Source organism: Pseudomonas sp. S3_A09 (assembly GCF_054668065.1).
Window position 1 is genome coordinate 1,079,329 of record NZ_CP162752.1, and the last position, 16,838, is coordinate 1,096,166.

At 60.9% G+C, this 16,838-nt stretch carries 17 protein-coding genes; 5 read left to right on the plus strand and 12 right to left on the minus strand.

The genetic code is table 11. The annotated features are described in order from the left end of the window. Positions 1–9 precede the first annotated feature (9 nt). From AB4N92_RS05085 to AB4N92_RS05095, 3 genes are all read right to left on the minus strand, one after another. On the minus strand, positions 10–825 hold the full coding sequence (locus tag AB4N92_RS05085) for a substrate-binding periplasmic protein (protein WP_010208420.1): 816 nt from the start codon (positions 823–825) through the stop codon (positions 10–12). Positions 826–895: 70 nt separating this feature from the next. Next, a complete protein-coding gene (locus AB4N92_RS05090) occupies positions 896–1,825 on the minus strand; it encodes an electron transfer flavoprotein subunit alpha/FixB family protein (protein WP_010208418.1) in 930 nt (309 codons plus the stop codon). A gap of 2 nt (positions 1,826–1,827) precedes the next feature. Next, positions 1,828–2,577 (minus strand): electron transfer flavoprotein subunit beta/FixA family protein, encoded by a 750-nt coding sequence (locus AB4N92_RS05095; RefSeq protein WP_010208417.1) that lies wholly within the window; start codon positions 2,575–2,577, stop codon positions 1,828–1,830. 507 nt (positions 2,578–3,084) lie between these two features. Between AB4N92_RS05095 and AB4N92_RS05100 the strand changes: the two genes are divergently transcribed. Beyond that, entirely contained in the window at positions 3,085–4,749 is a 1,665-nt protein-coding gene (locus AB4N92_RS05100) for an electron transfer flavoprotein-ubiquinone oxidoreductase (protein WP_010208416.1), read from the plus strand. A 177-nt stretch (positions 4,750–4,926) separates the two neighbouring features. On the opposite strand, the gene AB4N92_RS05105 is transcribed toward AB4N92_RS05100, so the two are convergent. Then, positions 4,927–5,820 (minus strand): AraC family transcriptional regulator, encoded by an 894-nt coding sequence (locus tag AB4N92_RS05105; protein ID WP_010208414.1) that lies wholly within the window; start codon positions 5,818–5,820, stop codon positions 4,927–4,929. 182 nt (positions 5,821–6,002) lie between these two features. Here AB4N92_RS05105 and AB4N92_RS05110 point away from each other — a divergent pair, with 182 nt between their 5' ends. Continuing rightward, on the plus strand, positions 6,003–7,055 hold the full coding sequence (locus AB4N92_RS05110) for an NAD(P)-dependent alcohol dehydrogenase (protein ID WP_021491492.1): 1,053 nt from the start codon (positions 6,003–6,005) through the stop codon (positions 7,053–7,055). On the opposite strand, the gene AB4N92_RS05115 is transcribed toward AB4N92_RS05110, so the two are convergent. The 6 genes from AB4N92_RS05115 to AB4N92_RS05140 form a co-directional block, all read right to left on the minus strand. Next, positions 7,056–7,859 (minus strand): IclR family transcriptional regulator, encoded by an 804-nt coding sequence (locus AB4N92_RS05115; protein WP_010208412.1) that lies wholly within the window; start codon positions 7,857–7,859, stop codon positions 7,056–7,058. It abuts the gene before it with no gap. 180 nt (positions 7,860–8,039) lie between these two features. Continuing rightward, positions 8,040–9,005, minus strand: a complete 966-nt coding sequence (araH, locus tag AB4N92_RS05120) for an L-arabinose ABC transporter permease AraH (protein WP_029529058.1) — start codon at positions 9,003–9,005, stop codon at positions 8,040–8,042. A 17-nt stretch (positions 9,006–9,022) separates the two neighbouring features. Further along, the gene (gene araG, locus AB4N92_RS05125; protein WP_029529057.1) at positions 9,023–10,522 is read right to left on the minus strand and encodes an L-arabinose ABC transporter ATP-binding protein AraG; all 1,500 of its coding nucleotides are present in this window, start codon (positions 10,520–10,522) and stop codon (positions 9,023–9,025) included. Next, positions 10,519–11,499, minus strand: coding sequence for a substrate-binding domain-containing protein (locus AB4N92_RS05130; RefSeq protein ID WP_038453667.1), 981 nt, complete (start codon positions 11,497–11,499; stop codon positions 10,519–10,521). Before AB4N92_RS05130 ends, araG begins: the two co-directional genes overlap by 4 nt. A 32-nt stretch (positions 11,500–11,531) precedes the next feature. Beyond that, positions 11,532–12,353 carry an SDR family oxidoreductase gene (locus AB4N92_RS05135; protein ID WP_183702604.1) on the minus strand — a complete coding sequence of 274 codons (822 nt, stop codon included), beginning with the start codon at positions 12,351–12,353 and terminating at the stop codon, positions 11,532–11,534. Positions 12,354–12,622: 269 nt separating this feature from the next. Then, on the minus strand, positions 12,623–13,102 hold the full coding sequence (locus AB4N92_RS05140) for a GNAT family N-acetyltransferase (protein WP_010208407.1): 480 nt from the start codon (positions 13,100–13,102) through the stop codon (positions 12,623–12,625). A gap of 190 nt (positions 13,103–13,292) precedes the next feature. Here AB4N92_RS05140 and AB4N92_RS05145 point away from each other — a divergent pair, with 190 nt between their 5' ends. Genes AB4N92_RS05145 through AB4N92_RS05155 form a run of 3 tightly spaced genes read left to right on the plus strand, consistent with a single transcriptional unit; the run spans position 13,293 to position 14,375 of the window. Beyond that, the gene (locus AB4N92_RS05145) at positions 13,293–13,625 is read left to right on the plus strand and encodes a hypothetical protein (RefSeq protein WP_236267335.1); all 333 of its coding nucleotides are present in this window, start codon (positions 13,293–13,295) and stop codon (positions 13,623–13,625) included. A 51-nt stretch (positions 13,626–13,676) separates the two neighbouring features. Continuing rightward, positions 13,677–13,943, plus strand: a complete 267-nt coding sequence (locus AB4N92_RS05150) for a hypothetical protein (protein WP_010208405.1) — start codon at positions 13,677–13,679, stop codon at positions 13,941–13,943. A gap of 51 nt (positions 13,944–13,994) precedes the next feature. Next, positions 13,995–14,375: a termination factor Rho gene (locus AB4N92_RS05155; RefSeq protein ID WP_010208403.1), complete on the plus strand. Its 381-nt coding sequence runs from the start codon at positions 13,995–13,997 to the stop codon at positions 14,373–14,375. Between the two features lie 51 nt (positions 14,376–14,426). Here AB4N92_RS05155 and AB4N92_RS05160 read toward each other — a convergent pair whose 3' ends face one another. Together AB4N92_RS05160 and AB4N92_RS05165 are read right to left on the minus strand one after the other, a co-directional pair. Further along, positions 14,427–15,344, minus strand: a complete 918-nt coding sequence (locus AB4N92_RS05160; RefSeq protein WP_042571976.1) for a PfkB family carbohydrate kinase — start codon at positions 15,342–15,344, stop codon at positions 14,427–14,429. Further along, entirely contained in the window at positions 15,337–16,803 is a 1,467-nt protein-coding gene (locus tag AB4N92_RS05165; protein WP_010208400.1) for a purine-cytosine permease family protein, read from the minus strand. The genes AB4N92_RS05160 and AB4N92_RS05165 overlap by 8 nt, the downstream gene beginning before the upstream one ends. Positions 16,804–16,838 lie beyond the last annotated feature (35 nt).

The window sequence follows — 16,838 nt, forward strand, 5'->3', positions numbered from 1 at the left end:
TGAAAATCCCTACTTTGTTGGGGTGCCGACGGGTTGCTGCAATTGCGCTTTCCAGCGTTCCAGATTGCTCTGCAACGCAGCTTGCGCCACACCGGACGCGGGCAATTCTGTCATCTTTTTGGCCAGCTGTCCGCGCAGCCACGGATCATTGCAGGCCGAGTTATGGGAAATCGCCAGGTACAGGCCCGGCTGGTCGATGGGTATATCCCGGGCAACCAGGTCGTTGCTCATGCCCAAGGTCTGCGCGATGGCCATACCGGAATAACGTCCGGCCAGCACGTAGTCCACCTCACCCAGCAGCAGTTTCTGGAATGCCGGCGTCAGCGACGGCAGGCGTTCCAGGCTCAGTTGCTCACTGGCGAAGGTTTCGAAGGCCGCGCTCAACCGCGCGCGCTCTGACACCGCGCCTGTGTGCCCGTGCAGGTCGGCGGCGGTGGCATAGTCCAGCGCCGAATCCTTGCGCGTCCACACCAGGTAGTCGAGTTGCACCAGCGCCGGGTGGATGTAGTCGAGCGTTTCCAGCTCACCCAGGTTCAGCGGCGCGTCGGCGAGGATGTCCATGCGCCCGCTGCGCACTTCCTCCAGGGCCAGGGAGCGTTTGCCACCGTAGAGCAGGTCGATTTTCAACCCGAGGTCCTTGCCCACTTGTTGCAATACATCGGCGGTGGCGCCGATCAGGTGCGTAGGGTCTTGCGGGTCGCGCCAGAGCAACGGCGGTGCATCCGGGCTGCCGGTGATCACCAGGCGATCGCATTTGCCGGCGGCCAACGACAGCGCAGGCAGTAATGTGAGGCCCATCAGTACAGCCCAGGGGCGCAATTCCATGGCGGGTGTCTCCAAGTCAAAAAAAAGCCCGGTCACAAGGACCGGGCTCTTTATAAGTGAAGCGACTGGATTAGACCAGCTTCTCCAACTCAGGGACGGCTTCGAACAAGTCCGCCACCAGGCCGTAATCGGCCACCTGGAAGATTGGCGCTTCTTCGTCCTTGTTGATCGCGACGATCACTTTGGAGTCTTTCATACCCGCCAAGTGCTGGATCGCGCCGGAGATACCAACGGCGATGTACAGCTGTGGCGCAACGATCTTGCCGGTCTGGCCGACCTGCATGTCGTTGGGTACGAAACCTGCGTCGACGGCCGCGCGGGAAGCGCCGACCGCAGCGCCCAGCTTGTCGGCCAGGGCGTACAGGTGCTTGAAGTTGTCACCGTTCTGCATGCCACGGCCGCCGGAAACGACGATCTTGGCAGCGGTCAGCTCTGGACGGTCCGACTTGGCCAGCTCTTCGCCAACAAAGCTGGACGTGCCAGCGTCGTGAGCAGCGGCAACGGCTTCAACGGTCGCCGAACCACCTTCGGCGGCAACCGGGTCGAAACCGGTGGCACGCACGGTGATGACTTTGACCGAAGCGTTGGACTGTACGGTCGCGATGGCGTTACCGGCATAGATCGGGCGCTTGAAGGTGTCAGCGCTTTCGACCGAGATGATCTCGGAGATCTGGTCAACGTCCAGCTGCGCAGCAACGCGTGGCAGGATGTTTTTGCCGTTGGACGTAGCGGCAGCCAGGATGTGGCTGTAGCTCTTGCCCAACTCGGCAACCAGTGGCGCAACGTTTTCCGGCAGCTGATGCGCGTAGGCGGCGTTGTCAGCGTTCAGGACTTTGCTCACGCCAGCAATTTTGGCAGCGGCTTCAGCCACGGCGCCAGCGCCTTGGCCGGCAACCAGCACGTGAATGTCGCCACCGATTTTAGCGGCAGCGGCCACGGTGTTCAGGGTGGCCGGGGCCAGCACCTTGTTATCGTGTTCGGCGATTACGAGGATAGTCATGATCAGATCACCTTCGCTTCGTTTTTCAGTTTCTCGACCAACTCAGCAACAGACTTGACCTTGATACCCGCGCTGCGAGCAGCCGGTGCTTCAACCTTGACGGTCTTGTTGGTAGAGGCGGTGGAAACGCCCAAGGCATCCGGAGTCAGGGACTCAAGCGGCTTCTTCTTGGCTTTCATGATGTTTGGCAGGGACGCGTAGCGCGGCTCGTTCAAACGCAGGTCGGTGGTGACGATGGCTGGCAGTTTCAGGGAAACCGTCTGCGCGCCGCCGTCGATTTCACGGGTCACAGCTACGCTGTCGCCGTTCACTTCGACTTTGGAAGCGAAGGTGCCCTGGCCGTAACCGGTCAGCGCAGCCAGCATCTGGCCAGTCTGGTTGTTGTCGCTGTCGATGGCCTGTTTGCCAAGGATCACCAGCTGAGGCTGTTCCTTGTCGACAACGGCTTTGAGCAGCTTGGCAACGGCCAGGGAGGTCAGCTCTTCAGCGGACTCGACCAGGATGGCGCGGTCGGCGCCCAGTGCCAGGGCGGTACGCAACTGCTCTTGAGCGGTGGTAGGACCGATGGAAACCACGACGATTTCGGTCGCCACGCCTTTCTCTTTCAGGCGGACGGCTTCTTCCACAGCGATTTCGCAGAAAGGGTTCATCGACATCTTGACGTTAGCAAGGTCGACGCCGGAATTGTCCGCTTTGACGCGAACTTTCACGTTGTAATCGACAACGCGTTTGACAGCTACAAGAACCTTCATGGATTCCTCGTTACTCTCCGGTGAAAAGAAAGTCGCCTAGGCGAACCTGGCGGTTGATGCTCATCGGCACACAAGGGCACCTCCAAAAACGTCGGCGGATGACCTTGCTCACGGGAAATGGTGACCGTTCGTCAGCAGTGACTGAGAGGTCATTCTTTATCGCAGCGTGTAAACTGCGCGCCATTGTCTGGACGCGCGCCACCTGTCTTGCTTTTGGACGTGCTCTTGAAACCTGCAGTCTGCCTACGGTTAGCGCAAAACCGACCGTATATTGACCGGAACACCTATTCTGGTCAATACGGCAAAATAGCCAGTCATAAGCCGCACCACTTTGATTTACCTAGCCTGCGGGCAATTCAAACAAACGTTTGTATTGGACGCTGACAGTGGTGTAGATATAATGCGCCACCTAGAGAGAAAGGTGGGTCCTGCCGTTGCTGCAAGACGACACCGAACCTCCACCCATTAGAAAAAAAAGCCTGTTGAGCCTTGAGTAGGAGATAGCCTGTGGAACGCGAATACATGGAATTCGACGTGGTCATCGTCGGCGCTGGCCCGGCGGGACTGTCTGCCGCCTGCCGACTGAAGCAAAAGGCCGCCGAAGCCGGTAAGGAAATCAGCGTTTGCGTGGTCGAGAAAGGCTCCGAAGTCGGCGCGCATATCCTCTCCGGTGCCGTGTTCGAACCACGCGCCCTGAACGAACTGTTCCCGGACTGGAAAGAACTCGGCGCCCCGCTCAACACCCCGGTGGTGCGCGATGACATCTATGTACTGCGCAGCCCCGAAGCCTCCACCAAGGTGCCTGACTTCTTTGTGCCCAAGACCATGCACAACGAAGGCAACTACATCATTTCCCTGGGCAACCTGTGCCGCTGGCTCGCCCAGCAAGCCGAGAACCTCGGTGTGGAAGTCTATCCAGGCTTCGCCGCCCAGGAAGCGCTGTTCGACGAAAATGGCGTGGTCCGCGGCATCATCACCGGCGACCTCGGCGTCGACCGCGAAGGCAATCCGAAAGAAGGCGTCTATACCCCAGGCATGGAACTACGTGGCAAGTACACGCTGTTCGCGGAAGGTTGCCGTGGCCATATCGGCAAGCAACTGATCCAGCGCTTCAACCTGGACAGCGACGCCGACGCCCAGCATTACGGCATCGGCCTCAAGGAAATCTGGGAAATCGACCCAGCCAAGCACCAGCCTGGCCTGGTGGTGCACACCGCCGGTTGGCCGCTGGACATCATGAGCGCCGAAAACACAGGCGGCTCGTTCCTCTATCACCTGGAAAACAACCAGGTGGTGGTCGGCCTGATCGTCGACCTGTCTTACAGCAACACCTTCCTGTCGCCCTTCGATGAGTTCCAGCGCCTCAAGCATCACCCGGTGCTGGCCCAGTACCTGGAAGGCGGCAAGCGCATCAGCTACGGCGCCCGTGCCATCTGCAAAGGCGGCCTGAACTCGCTGCCGAAGATGGTCTTCAAGGGCGGCGCGCTGATCGGTTGCGACCTCGGCACCCTGAACTTCGCCAAGATCAAAGGCAGCCATACCGCAATGAAGTCCGGCATGCTCGCCGCCGACGCCGTGGCCGACCGCCTGTTCGCCGAATCCGAAGGCGGTGATGAGCTGACCGCTTACGTCGATAGTTTCAAATCGAGCTGGCTCTACGAAGAACTGTTCGCCAGCCGCAACTTCGGCCCGGCGATGCACAAGTTCGGCCCGATCATCGGCGCCGGCTTCAACTGGTTCGACCAGAACATCCTGGGCGGCAAGATGCCGTTCACGCTGCACGACACCAAGCCGGATTACGCCTGCCTCAAGCTGGCGAAAGACAGCAAGAAGATCGATTACCCGAAACCCGACGGCAAGCTGAGCTTCGACAAGCTGAGTTCGGTGTTCATCTCCGGCACCAACCATGAAGAAGAACAGCCGTGCCACTTGAAGTTGAAAGACCCGAGCATCCCGATCGGCACCAACCTGCCACTCTACGATGAACCGGCGCAGCGCTACTGCCCGGCGGGCGTGTATGAAGTGATCACCAAGGAAGACGGCGAGAAGCGTTTCCAGATCAACGCCCAGAACTGCGTGCACTGCAAGACCTGTGACATCAAGGACCCTTCGCAGAACATCACCTGGGTCACGCCGGAAGGCGCCGGTGGGCCGACTTACCCGAACATGTAAGTCCGTTGCTTGAACAAAAAGGCTCCCCGAACGGGAGCCTTTTTTATGGCCAACACACATCAACTGCGGGAGCGGGCTTGCGCGCGAAGGCGGTGGGTCAGATACAAGTTTGCTGACTGATACACCGCTTTCGCGAGCAAGCCCGCTCCCACATTGAGTGTGTTGTGCCTGAAGTCATCAGGCCGCCCGCTCCTCCCCGGGATTGCGCTCGAAGTAGCGCTTATATTCCCGGCTGAACTGCGACGTGCTCTGATACCCCACGCTATGCGCCGCCTGCGCCACCCCCATCCCTTCCACCAGCAGCAACTGTTGGGCCTTGAGCAAGCGCAAACGCTTCAGATACTGCACCGGCGACAACAACGTACAGCGCTTGAAGTGCTCATGAAAAGTCGACGCGCTCATGTGTGCATAGCCCGCCAGCGTCTCGATATTCAGCGGCTCGGCGTAATGGGCGTGCAGGTGATTCAACGACGTGGCAATCCGCGAAAACTGCCCTTGCTGTTCGACCAGCGCACGCAGCACATCGGCCTGCGGCCCGCGCAACGCGGTGAACAACAATTCGCGTACCCGCGCCGGGCCCATGATCCGGCTTTCCAGCGGATCGTGCAGGCACTGCAGCAGCCGTTCGACACACCCGCGCATGGCATCATCGAGCACCACCGAACTCATCGACTCCAGCGTCTGCGCCGTCGGCGGCGGCCCGGCCTGAATGCCCATGGCCATCACCAGTTCGCCCAACACCACGCGATCAATGCCCACCGTCACACCCAAAAGCGGTGCATCCGGCGCCATGGCAAACGTCTCGCACTCAAACGGCACCGGCATTGCCTGGATCAGGTAGTGCCCGGCGCCATACTCCAGTGTACGAGGCCCCAGGTAGGCGACTTTGCTGCCCTGGGCCACGAACATCAGGCTCGGCTCATAGATCTGCGGCCCGCGCGCCACGTCGCAACTGGCGCGCAGCACTTGAACGCCGGGCAGGTTAGTGGGGGAAAAACCGTCGCAGGGCGTGAGCCCCTCAATCAAGGCAACCAGTGTGGCGTTGGCGTCGAGATGGCGGGTGAGCAACATGGCAAAAAACTTCGCGAAAAAGGGATGAGAACATCATCGCAGGTCTGGCGTCACATAGGCCCAAACACGGGGCACTCCCGGACGAATAGGCATGAGACTCGGAGCAATCACCATGGCCGTAGCCAGGGCTGGCGCGGAGAATGCGCCGCCTCACCTGTCATTGCTTTAGCGAGGTTTCCCCCATGTACACCGCCATCGGTTATGCCGCCCAGTCGGCCACCACGCCCCTCGCCCCCATGTCCTTCCAGCGCCGCAGCCCACGCGCCGATGACGTGGCGATCGAGATCTTGTACTGCGGCGTGTGCCACTCCGACATCCACCAGGCGCGCAACGAGTGGGGCATCGCGGTGTACCCGCTGATGCCCGGCCATGAGATCGTCGGCAAGGTCACCGCCGTCGGCGCCAACGTCACCGCACACAAAGTCGGCGACCTGGTTGGCGTAGGCTGCATGGTCGATTCGTGCCGTCATTGCGACGCCTGCCAAGCGGACCTGGAGCAATACTGCCTCGAAGGCCCGACCATGACCTACGCCACCCCGGACCGCGTCGACGGCAGCAACACCATGGGCGGCTACTCGGACAGCATCGTGGTCAGCGAGCACTTCGTGGTGAAGATCCCGGCCAAGCTCGACCTGGCCAGCGCCGCGCCGATCCTGTGCGCAGGCATCACCACCTACTCGCCGCTCAAGCACTACGGCGTGAAGGCCGGCGATAAAGTCGGTGTACTCGGCATGGGCGGCCTGGGCCATATGGGCATCAAGTTTGCCAAGGCCATGGGCGCGCAAGTGACGTTGTTCACCCGCTCGGCAAGCAAGGCCGAGGAAGGCCGCCGCCAGGGCGCCGATCATGTGATCGTGTCCACCGACGAAGCCCAGATGAAAGCCGCCGCCGGCAGCTTCGATTTCCTGCTGGACACCATCCCGGTGCAACACGACCTGAACCCCTACCTCGACGTGCTGCGCTTTGACGGCGTGCACATCCTGGTCGGCCTGATCGAACCGGTGGACCCGCCCGTGAACGCGGCCAAGCTGGTGTTGGGCCGCAAAGTCCTGGCCGGTTCCTTGATCGGTGGCATTGCCGAAACCCAGGAAGTCCTGGATTTCTGCGCCGAGCACGGCATCACCTGTGACATCGAAATGCTCGACATCCGCCACATCAACGAAGCCTACAGCCGCATGATCGCCGGCGATGTGAAGTACCGCTTTGTCATCGACATGGCGACCCTGAAGGCCTGATCAGGCCTTTGCCCCCAACTCCGCCGACAGCCGGGCTGCGACCTGTTTGACCACAGGGATCAGCTCGGCCATTTTCTCCAGCGGCATGTAGGGCACGGTACTGGCGATGCTGATGCCGGCGATAATTCGCCGGCTGGCATCGCGCACCGGAGCCGCCACGCAACGGATCGACGGTTCGTTGTCTTCCAGGTCGAACGCATAACCGCCCACCACGTATTCATGCATGCGCTGCTCGAACTGCGCCCAGGATTGCTCCGGGTGCTGCGGCCATTGCTGACTTTTACCACCCGCCGGCAAGCTGACTTCGTACAGGCGCTGCCACTCTGCGACGCTGTCATCGAGCAGCAATGCCTTGCCGATCCCGGTGCGCGCCAGCGGCATGCGATGGCCGACCCGCGAACGCATTTCCGGACCATTGCGACCGGGGTTCTTGTGCAGGTACAGCACATCGTCGTATTCGCGGATCGCCAGGTGGATGGTATCGCCGGTCAGCGCCGACAACTCGTCCAGATAGGGGATGGCCAAGGTCACCAGCGGCAGTTCTTCCCGCGCCTGGAAACCCAGCTCGATCAACTTCGGCCCCAGCAGGTAACCGACCTGCGGCACCACGCGCAGGTAACGCTCCTCCACCAGGCAACTGGCCAGGCGGTGGGTGGTGCTACGAGTGGTGCCGATGCGCTTGGCGATCTCTTTCAGATCCCGCGCACCGGCCGCCACCGCTTGCACCACGCCCAGGCCACGCAACAGGGTCTGGGTGCCGGTGGGGGCAGCGTCTTTGACGGGGGTGTGGGCGTTTTCCTGCATATCGGGCCTATTGGGAAGTACGAAAACGGCGCCATTATGGCAAATACCATCCTCCAGAACAGAGGAGATCCATTGTGGGAGCTGGCTTGCCTGCGATGAGGGAGTGTCAGTCAGTAAATTTATAGGCTGGCACAGCCTGGCAAGCCAGTTCCCGCATGTTGACCGTCACATGGCAGGACGTCAGCGTTGCTTCATGCGGTCGATGATCACCGCCAGCAACAGGATCGAACCCCGGATCACATACTGGTAGAAGGTGTCGATGTTCTTCAGGTTCATCGCATTCTCGATGATCGCCAGAATCAGCACCCCGGCAATCACATGCCGGATCATGCCGATGCCGCCGCTCAACGACACCCCGCCCAGCACACAGGCAGAAATCACCGTCAGCTCAAAACCCTGGCCGATCATTGGCTGGCCCGAGGTCATGCGTGAGGCGAGGATCACTCCGGCCAAAGCGCCGATCAGGCCGTGCACGGCAAAGATGATGATCTTGGTGCGATCAACGTTCACCCCGGCCAGCAACGCCGCTTCCTGGTTGCCCCCGATGGCCATGGTGTTGCGCCCGTAGGTGGTGTAGTTGAGCAGCCAGCCAAAGAACACAAAACACAGCACGGTGATGATGATCGGCACCGGCACGCCCAGCAGCTGGCCGTTGCCGAACACAAAGAAACCTTCGTCCATCACGCCGACGGCCTTGCCGTTGGAGAAGATGTAAGCCAGGCCGCGCACGATCTGCATGGTCGCCAACGTTGCGATCAAGGCGTTGATGCGCAGCTTGGCGATGACAATACCGTTGATCAGCCCCACCACCAGCCCCATGGCCAACGCGGCGGACACGCCGAGCACCACACTGTCGGTGTCGCGGATCACGATGCCCGCGACCACCCCGGCACAGGCAATCACCGAGCCCACCGACAAGTCGAAATGCCCCGACGCCAGACAGAACAACATGGTGCACGCAGCGATGCCCACCGTGGAAATCGCCAGGCCCAACCCGCGCATGTTCAGGGGCGACAGGAAGTTATCGATAAACAACGCACTGAGCACAAAGATGCTCAATGCAGCGAGCAACATCACCCAGTCATCGAGAAACTTGCGCTGGTTGAAACCCGGCCAGAAGCCCTTTGCAGTTTTTACCTCAGACATCATTCACCTCGAGTTCTTCAAGCCCGCGAACGCGGGAGAGCCAGTTGCAACAGCCGAGCTTCGTCCGCCTGATCGCGGGTCAGTTCGCCGGTCAAGGCGCCCTCGCTCATCACCAGGATGCGGTCGCTGATACCCATCACTTCCATCAGGTCGCTGGACACCACGATCACCGCAATACCGCTGGCGGCGAGGTTGTGGATGATCTGGTAGATCTCCGACTTGGCGCCGATATCGATGCCTCGGGTCGGCTCGTCCAACAACAGCACCTTCATCGGCATCGACAACCAGCGGCCGAGAATGGCCTTCTGCTGGTTGCCGCCGGAGAGGTACATGATTTTCTGTTCGGCGTTAGGGGTCTTGACCTTCATCGCCTTGATCTGCCGATCAGCGTTGGTCGTTTCCCAGCCGTCACGCAGCAGCCAGCCAAAGGTGGAATGGGCACCGCGTGCGCTGATGTTGATGTTCTCGGCCACGCTGGACAGCGGAATGATGCCCTCCTTCTTGCGGTCTTCCGGGCACAGCAGCACGCCGGCGGCGATGGCATCGCGGGGTGACCGCAATTGCAGCGTTTGCCCGCAGAGTGCCAGGCTTCCAGCGGTGCTACGGGTCAAACCGCTCAGCAGCCGAAACAGCTCCGTGCGCCCCGCCCCGACCAATCCGAACAGGCCGAGAATCTCGCCCTTGTGCACGTTCAGGCTCACCGGTTCACGCAGGCCTGGCCCGAGTAAACCCTCGACCTTCAGCGCCACTTCGCCTTGTTCCCGTTGTCGATAATCGTAGATGTCCTGAATATCGCGACCGACCATGCAGGTCACTAACTGGTCGTGGCTCAGCGCATTCATGTCGTCGAAGGTGCGCACATAACGGCCGTCCTTGAAGACTGTCACCGCGTTGCAGATGCGGAATACTTCTTCCATGCGGTGCGACACATAGAGCACCACTTTGCCCTCATCGCGCAGGCGCGTGATGATCGCCATCAAACGGTCGATCTCCCGCGCCGACAGGCTGCTGGTGGGTTCGTCGAAGGCGATCACATGGGCACCACGGGACAGTGCCTTGGCGATTTCCACCAGTTGGCGTTGGCCAAGGGACAACCGACCGAGCTTTTCATCCGGATCGATTTCATCCGCCAGGCCTTTGAGGCAGGCCAACGCTTGCTTGCGCAACTGGCTGCGATTGACCACCCCGAAGCGCGTCGGCAAATGCCCAAGAAACAGATTCTCAGCGACGGTCATTTCCGGCACCAGATGCAACTCCTGGTGGATCACCGCCACGCCGCAGGCAATGCTATCGGCGGCGGACTTGAAGTCCATGGTCTGCTCGCCGATCTGCAACGTGCCGCTGCTGGGCAGGTAGGCACCGCCGAGGATCTTCAGCAGCGTCGACTTGCCCGCGCCGTTCTCGCCCATCAACGCATGCACCTCGCGCGGCCGCGCTTCAAAGCTGATCTGCGACAGGGCTTTCACACCGGGAAATTCTTTGCCGATGCCGTTGAAACGCAAGGCCGCGCCGATCATTTCCACAGCCCGATTTTGCTCAACTCTTCCTTGAAGTTGGCGCGGGTGATCAGGGTCACGTTGTCCAGGGCGGTGAACTTGGCCGGCTCGGTGCCTTGGGTGACCCACTCGAACATCGCGCTGGCAGTCTTGTAGCCGGAGGCGTCAGGGCTCAGCAACATCGAGCCGTAGAAGCCGGTGTCGGATTTTTTCAGTTCCTCAATCGCATCAGTGCCGTTGATGCCGACGCCTATCACGTTGGCCGCCTTGAACCCGGCGCTTTCGGTGGCCCGCACGCCGCCCAGCACGGTGCTGTCGTTCATGCCGCCGATGATCAGGTTTTTCGCACCGCTGGGCAGTTTCACCAGGGCCGAGTTGGTGGCGTCCATGCTGCCGGGCACGTCGAGGGTTTTCTGCGCGCTGAACAGAATGTGGTCAGCGGGCAGACCGGCGGCCTTGAGGCCTTCTACCGAACCGTCGGTGCGTTTCTTGCCGGTTTCCAGCTCGTCAAAGGTGTTGATGACGGCGTAGGTGTCCTTCCAGTCCCAGTTGCGATGCTTGGCTTCGGTGGCCATGGCTTCGCCTTGTTTCTGGCCGATCTTGTAGGCATCGAGGCCGACGTAGGGCACGTCTTCCATGGGCTTGCCCTTGGCGTCGACAAACCGGTCGTCCACCGCCAGCACTTTGAGGTTATTGAGTTTGGCCTTGGCCATGATCGCCGGGCCGAGGGACACGTCCGGCGGGCAGATCACAAAGCCCTTGGCGCCGTTGGCGGCAAGCGTATCGATGGCAGACAAGGTCTTCTCACCGTCAGGCACGGCGATCTTGATCACGGTGAAGCCCTGGTCCTTACCGGCTTTTTCGGCGAAGGCCCATTCGGTCTGGAACCAGGGTTCTTCAGCCTGTTTGACCAGGAAGCCGATCTTCACTTCCTCGGCGAGCGCCACGCTGCTGAACGCCATGGCCAGCGCCAGGGTGCCTAGAGTCTTCTTGAACATGGACCACCTCCTTCTTGTTATTGGAAAACGCTTTAGTCGTGGTACATCACAGAACGCCCGCCATCGATCATCAGGCAGGTTGCATTGATAAAGGGCGCCTCGTCGGTCGCCAGGAACAGTGCCGTCATCGCCACCTCGATCGGCTGGCCGATGCGCTTGGGCGGGTGCAGGTCGAAGGCGCGCTGGCGCTCGGCGTGAGGGTCGGGGAACCCGTTCCAGTAGTCGACGTTGAGCTGGGTTTCGATATAGCCCGGCGCGATGGCATTCACGCGGATGCCTTTGGGCGCGTATTCGATGCCGAGGGCGCGAGTCAGGCCGAGCAAGCCGTGCTTGGCCACGGGGTAGGGAAAGCAGCCGGGGATGATATGGCTGGAATGGGTGGAGGCAATATTGATGATGTTGCCGATGCCTTGCTCGATCATGTGCGGCAACACCGCGCGGCAGCCGAACCAGGCACCGTCGAGGTCGATGGCGAAGCAGCGGCGCCAATCTTCGTCGGTCATTTCCAGCGGGTCGCGGAACACGTTGACCCCGGCGCAATTGACCAATACATCCACGCGACCAAAGCGTTCGATGGCCAGATTGACCAGCGCCAGCCATTGATCTTTTGAGGTGATGTCGACGGCTTGCGCGTAGATGTCCGCGCCGCGTTCACGCCAGTGGGCGGCAACCTTCTCGACCTTTTCGCCCTGGATATCCGCAATGATCAACCGCGCCTGCTGGGCCTGGAAGCACGCGACGATGGCCTCGCCAATGCCCTGGGCGGCGCCGGTGATGATCACCACTTTGCCGTTGAGCCGCTCGCCATAGGTTGGCTCGGGCACGGCGGGGAGTGACAAGGGTTGTGCCTGCATCGCTTCACCTGTTTTATTTTTGGTAGTGAGTGCTGATGCAGGCGACTATAAACCCATCATTTGAAATATCTCAATATATAAATTCTCATCCCATATATTGAGCACAGTCACAAAAATAATATGGGAGCGGGCCCGTGTGGGAGCTGGCTTGCCTGCGATACAGGCACCTCGGTTCTTCAGTTGCATCGAGGTGATGCTATCGCAGGCAAGCCAGCTCCCACACAAGCCCCGCTCCCACATTTTTGATCTTCAGTGTTTACAGAACGGTGCTAGCCCAGGGCGAAGTCCCGCAGCGCATCGCCTTCCATGCGATAGCGCACCCACTCTTCCTGCGGCTGGGCACCGATGGATTTGTAGAAGGCAATCGCCGGTTCGTTCCAGTCCAGCACACTCCACTCGAAGCGCCCGCAGCCGTTATCGAAAGCAATCTTCGCCAAGTGGCGCAACAGCTTCTTGCCCGCCCCGCCGCCGCGTTGTTCCGGGTTGATATAAAGGTCTTCCAGGTACAGGCAGTTGCTGCCCAGCCAAGTCGAATAGCTGAAGAAAAACACCGCAAAACCAATCGGCAAGCCGTCGCGCAAGCAGATCAGGCCATGGGCCGTGGCGCCCTCGCTGAACAGGCTGCGCTCGATATCCACCACGCTGGCGATCACTTCATGCCGGGCTTTCTCATACTCGGCAAGCTCGGTGATGAAAGTCAGGATCTGCGCAGCATCGCTGGGCACGGCGGGGCGAATCTCGATGGTCATGGGCGAGCCTTGGCAATTTCAAAGCACACATACTAAGGCGCTTTCATGACGAGTTGCAGCGCATTTTCGCGGTTACCGGCACACAAAATCTTACAGGTGACACAAGACCGTTCGTCGCCATCAAGGCACGAACACGAAACGAGGGCTGACCAATAGTAGGTAAGGACATTAATCATATGGAGACACCCTCATGAAAAATTCCAAGTTTGCCGCCCTCGCCCTCACTGGCCTGTTGTCTGCTGCGTCGCTGAGCGCCTTCGCCGCCAGCTCGACCACCGGACCGACCGATCCAACGCCTGACGCCACCACCGAGTCGCAGAAGTCCATGGGCACCGGCATGGACTCCAACGGTGGTGCGGTCATCGATAACGGCGCTGACCCGCGCACCAAAGGCAATGACACCCAACGCCAAGCGCCTGCTGCCGTCGGTAACGGCAAAATGGGCCCGGCGATCAATCAGCCCAACATCAACAAGGGCGATGACTCCAACGTCCCAGGTGCACCAAAGCAACCTGCGCCTTGATCCATCGAACGCTAGACGAACACCCGATCATCTCCCAATGAAGAGGTACGCATGAACGTCGATAGAAACCTTGAAAAAGAAGTCCTCACCCGCCTGCTGCACGCTCACCCGCAAGGTCTAGGCAAGGAGGTGCTGGATAACTACCGCGGCGAAAAAGAGGTCGCCAGTGTCTTGGCGTTTCTGCAGGACCGTGGGTTGATCAAGGATGGGCATGTGACCACCGACGACGCCGGTGAATATTCGTTGAACTTGCCGATCAAGCTGACCGCGTCCGGTGTGGATGAGGCGCGCAAGCTCGACGGTGCAGGCCCGCAGTAATTCATTTTTGTCTGGTCTGGCCCCGCTGCCGGGGCCAGTAGGAGTATCGCAATGCCTCTTGGAAGCAAAGCCAAATACACCGCCGCACAGAAGCGCAAAGCTGCTCGTATCGAAGAAAGTTATGAGCACAAAGGCGTACCCAAGGATGAAGCTGAAGCCCGTGCCTGGGCCACCGTGAACAAGCAGTCCGGCGGGGGCGAAAAGGCCGGCGGCTCGGGTCAGCGCAAAGCGCCGGCCAGGAAAGCCGCGGACCGGCAAGCATCAGCCAAGCGTGCCGCGGCCACCCGTGAGGGCCACCCACGCAGCAGCCGCGCTTCGCTGGCGACCCAGACCAAGGAAAGCCTGCTGAAAGAAGCGCGGGCCAAGGACATACCGGGCCGATCCAGCATGCGCAAGGATCAATTGATCGAAGCACTGCGCAAAGCCGGTTGAACAAAAAACCTGTAGGCGCGGGCAAGCCGGTGCCTACAGGTTTTGGTGTGTTTATTCGGTAAGAAGTGCGTCGACTTCGGCGGTGCCTGGAGACGTTGCAGGTCCCCAGCGTGTTACCGCCAAGGCTGCGGCTGCATTCGCTCGACGTGCCGCTTCAGCAGGCTTCAGCCCCTTCGCCAGGCCAGCAATAAATACCCCCGCATGCGCATCCCCGGCGCCATTGCTGTCCACTGCCAGCACCTTGAAGCCGGGCACATGCTCAACCGAGCCCGTTCGCCCTACCCAGCAGCCATTGGGCCCATCACGAACCACCAGCAGCGTTTCGGCGGGCAGGTGCTGGCTCAGCTCGGGCAGCGCGGCGGCGATATCCAATGCACCGGTAAAGGCCAGGGCTTCCGGGCCATTGCTGGTCCAGATGTCGATACGCGGTAATAACGTGCGCATCAAGGCCGAGTCCGGTGCCTTCACCAGCGGGCCTGGATCGAACACCACCACGATCTCCCGTGGCAACGCCAGTAACCAATCGATCAGCGGCTGCGCCTTGCCCTCCAGCAGCAAGCTATAGCCGCTGACGTATACATAGTCGTCAAGCTGCGGCACAACCCTGGCCAGGTCCTCGGCATTCAGCTCACCTTCGGCACCGATGTGGGAGATGAAGGTGCGCTCGGTGGTGGCTTCGGTCAGGGACACACACAAGCCGGTGTCCTTGCCAGCACTGGCGGCCAGGGCCATTTCAATGCCCTCGGCCTGCATCGCTGCACGGGCCAGGTCGCCAAAGCGCCCGTTACCGTGACGCCCCAGATAGACCACTGGCAGCCCGTTACGCCGAGCAGCGGCCATCACGTTGAAGCCACCGCCGGCCTCAAAGCTGGCCGATTGCGCCAGCACGTCGCCACCAGTGGCGGGTAAGGTATCGAGGGCCATGACCAAGTCGACGATGACCTGGCCGGTGTGCAGCAATCTAGACATTAGGACGCTCTACCAAAGCCGGGCGACGGTCAGCTGCGCCACCCAGTACTGCATAAATCCCGCCGGCCACCAGGAAGGTGACGATCCAGCCCAGACCGTTGTGGCCCAGCCAGGAGTCGGACAAAGGCCCGGCGAACCAGATGTTTTCGGCGGTGGTGCCAATGGTGGTGAAACTGAAACCCAGCACGATCGCCACAGCCCAGGCGCCGAACGCACGCCATTCCACACCGCCGCGATACCAGTAGGCGCTGCTTGGGCTCACGTCCAGCAGGTCCTTGGGGCTGTAGTAGTGACGGTGGATCAGGTCAACCACGAAAATGCCGACCCACGCCGTGATCGGCACGGCCAGTAACGAGATGAAGGTGATGAACGGGCCGTAGAAGCTGTCGGCGATCAGCATGAAGTAGATCGAACCGGCGAAGATCGCCACGATGTCGACGATCACCGCATGCACGCGCTTGACCTTCAAGCCCAGGGTCAAGGTCGTGAGGCCTGCCGAGTACACCGACAGGTTGTTGGACAGCAGCAGCCCACCAAACGCGGTGATCAGGTACGGCACCGCCATCCAGGTCGGCAGCATGTCGCGGATCGCGACGATCGGGTCGGTGGCCGAGGCCAGGTCGTTGTTGCCCACCGACAGCAGACCGCCGAGGGTGATGAGCAACACCAGCGGAATGCCTGCACCAAACGCGGCCGATGCCACCAGGCGCACGGCGGTGACACTGCGGTGCTGGTAGCGCGACATGTCGGCACCGGCATTCGCCCACCCAATGCCGGTGCCGGCGGCCATGGTGCCGACGCCGATGATCATCGCGCTCAGCGGCGCCGGGGTCGCGTTGAACACCGCGCTCCAATCAATGGTCGCGCAGAGGAAGCCGCCGACCAGAATGTTCAAGGCACCGAACACATAGGTGGCCCACTTCTGGATCACCAGCAAGGTGGCGTGGCCCAGCCCGGACACCGACAGGGTCAGCAGCACGAAGATCGCGATAAAGATCAGGGTAAGCACTGGCGCGCTTTTCGCCTCGACCGGCGAACCAAACAGGATCGAACACAACGACAGCAGTACAAAGGCGGCCGTGGTGGTGTTGACGGTTTCCCAACCCAGGCGCGACATCAGCGACACCAGCGTCGGCCCGATATTGCCACGCACGCCGAAGATGGCGCGGGAAAGGGTGAGGCTCGGCGCGCGTCCACGACGACCGGCGATGGAGATGATGCCCACCACCGCGAACGACCCGGCAGCGCCGAGGATCGCCACGATAATGGCCTGCCAGATCGCCAGGCCGCGAAACGCAACCAACGTGGCGCCGAGCGGTAAGCCAAGGATGCTTATATTGGCGGCGAACCACACCCAGAACAGTTGCAGCGGGTGCCCGTTGCACTCGCCTTCTGGGACCGGTTCGATGCCGCGTGTTTCCAATTGCCCGGCACTCTGGCCGGAAGAAGTCGTGCTCATGAGGGGTGCTCCAAGTGCCTGTATTGTTGTGGTTG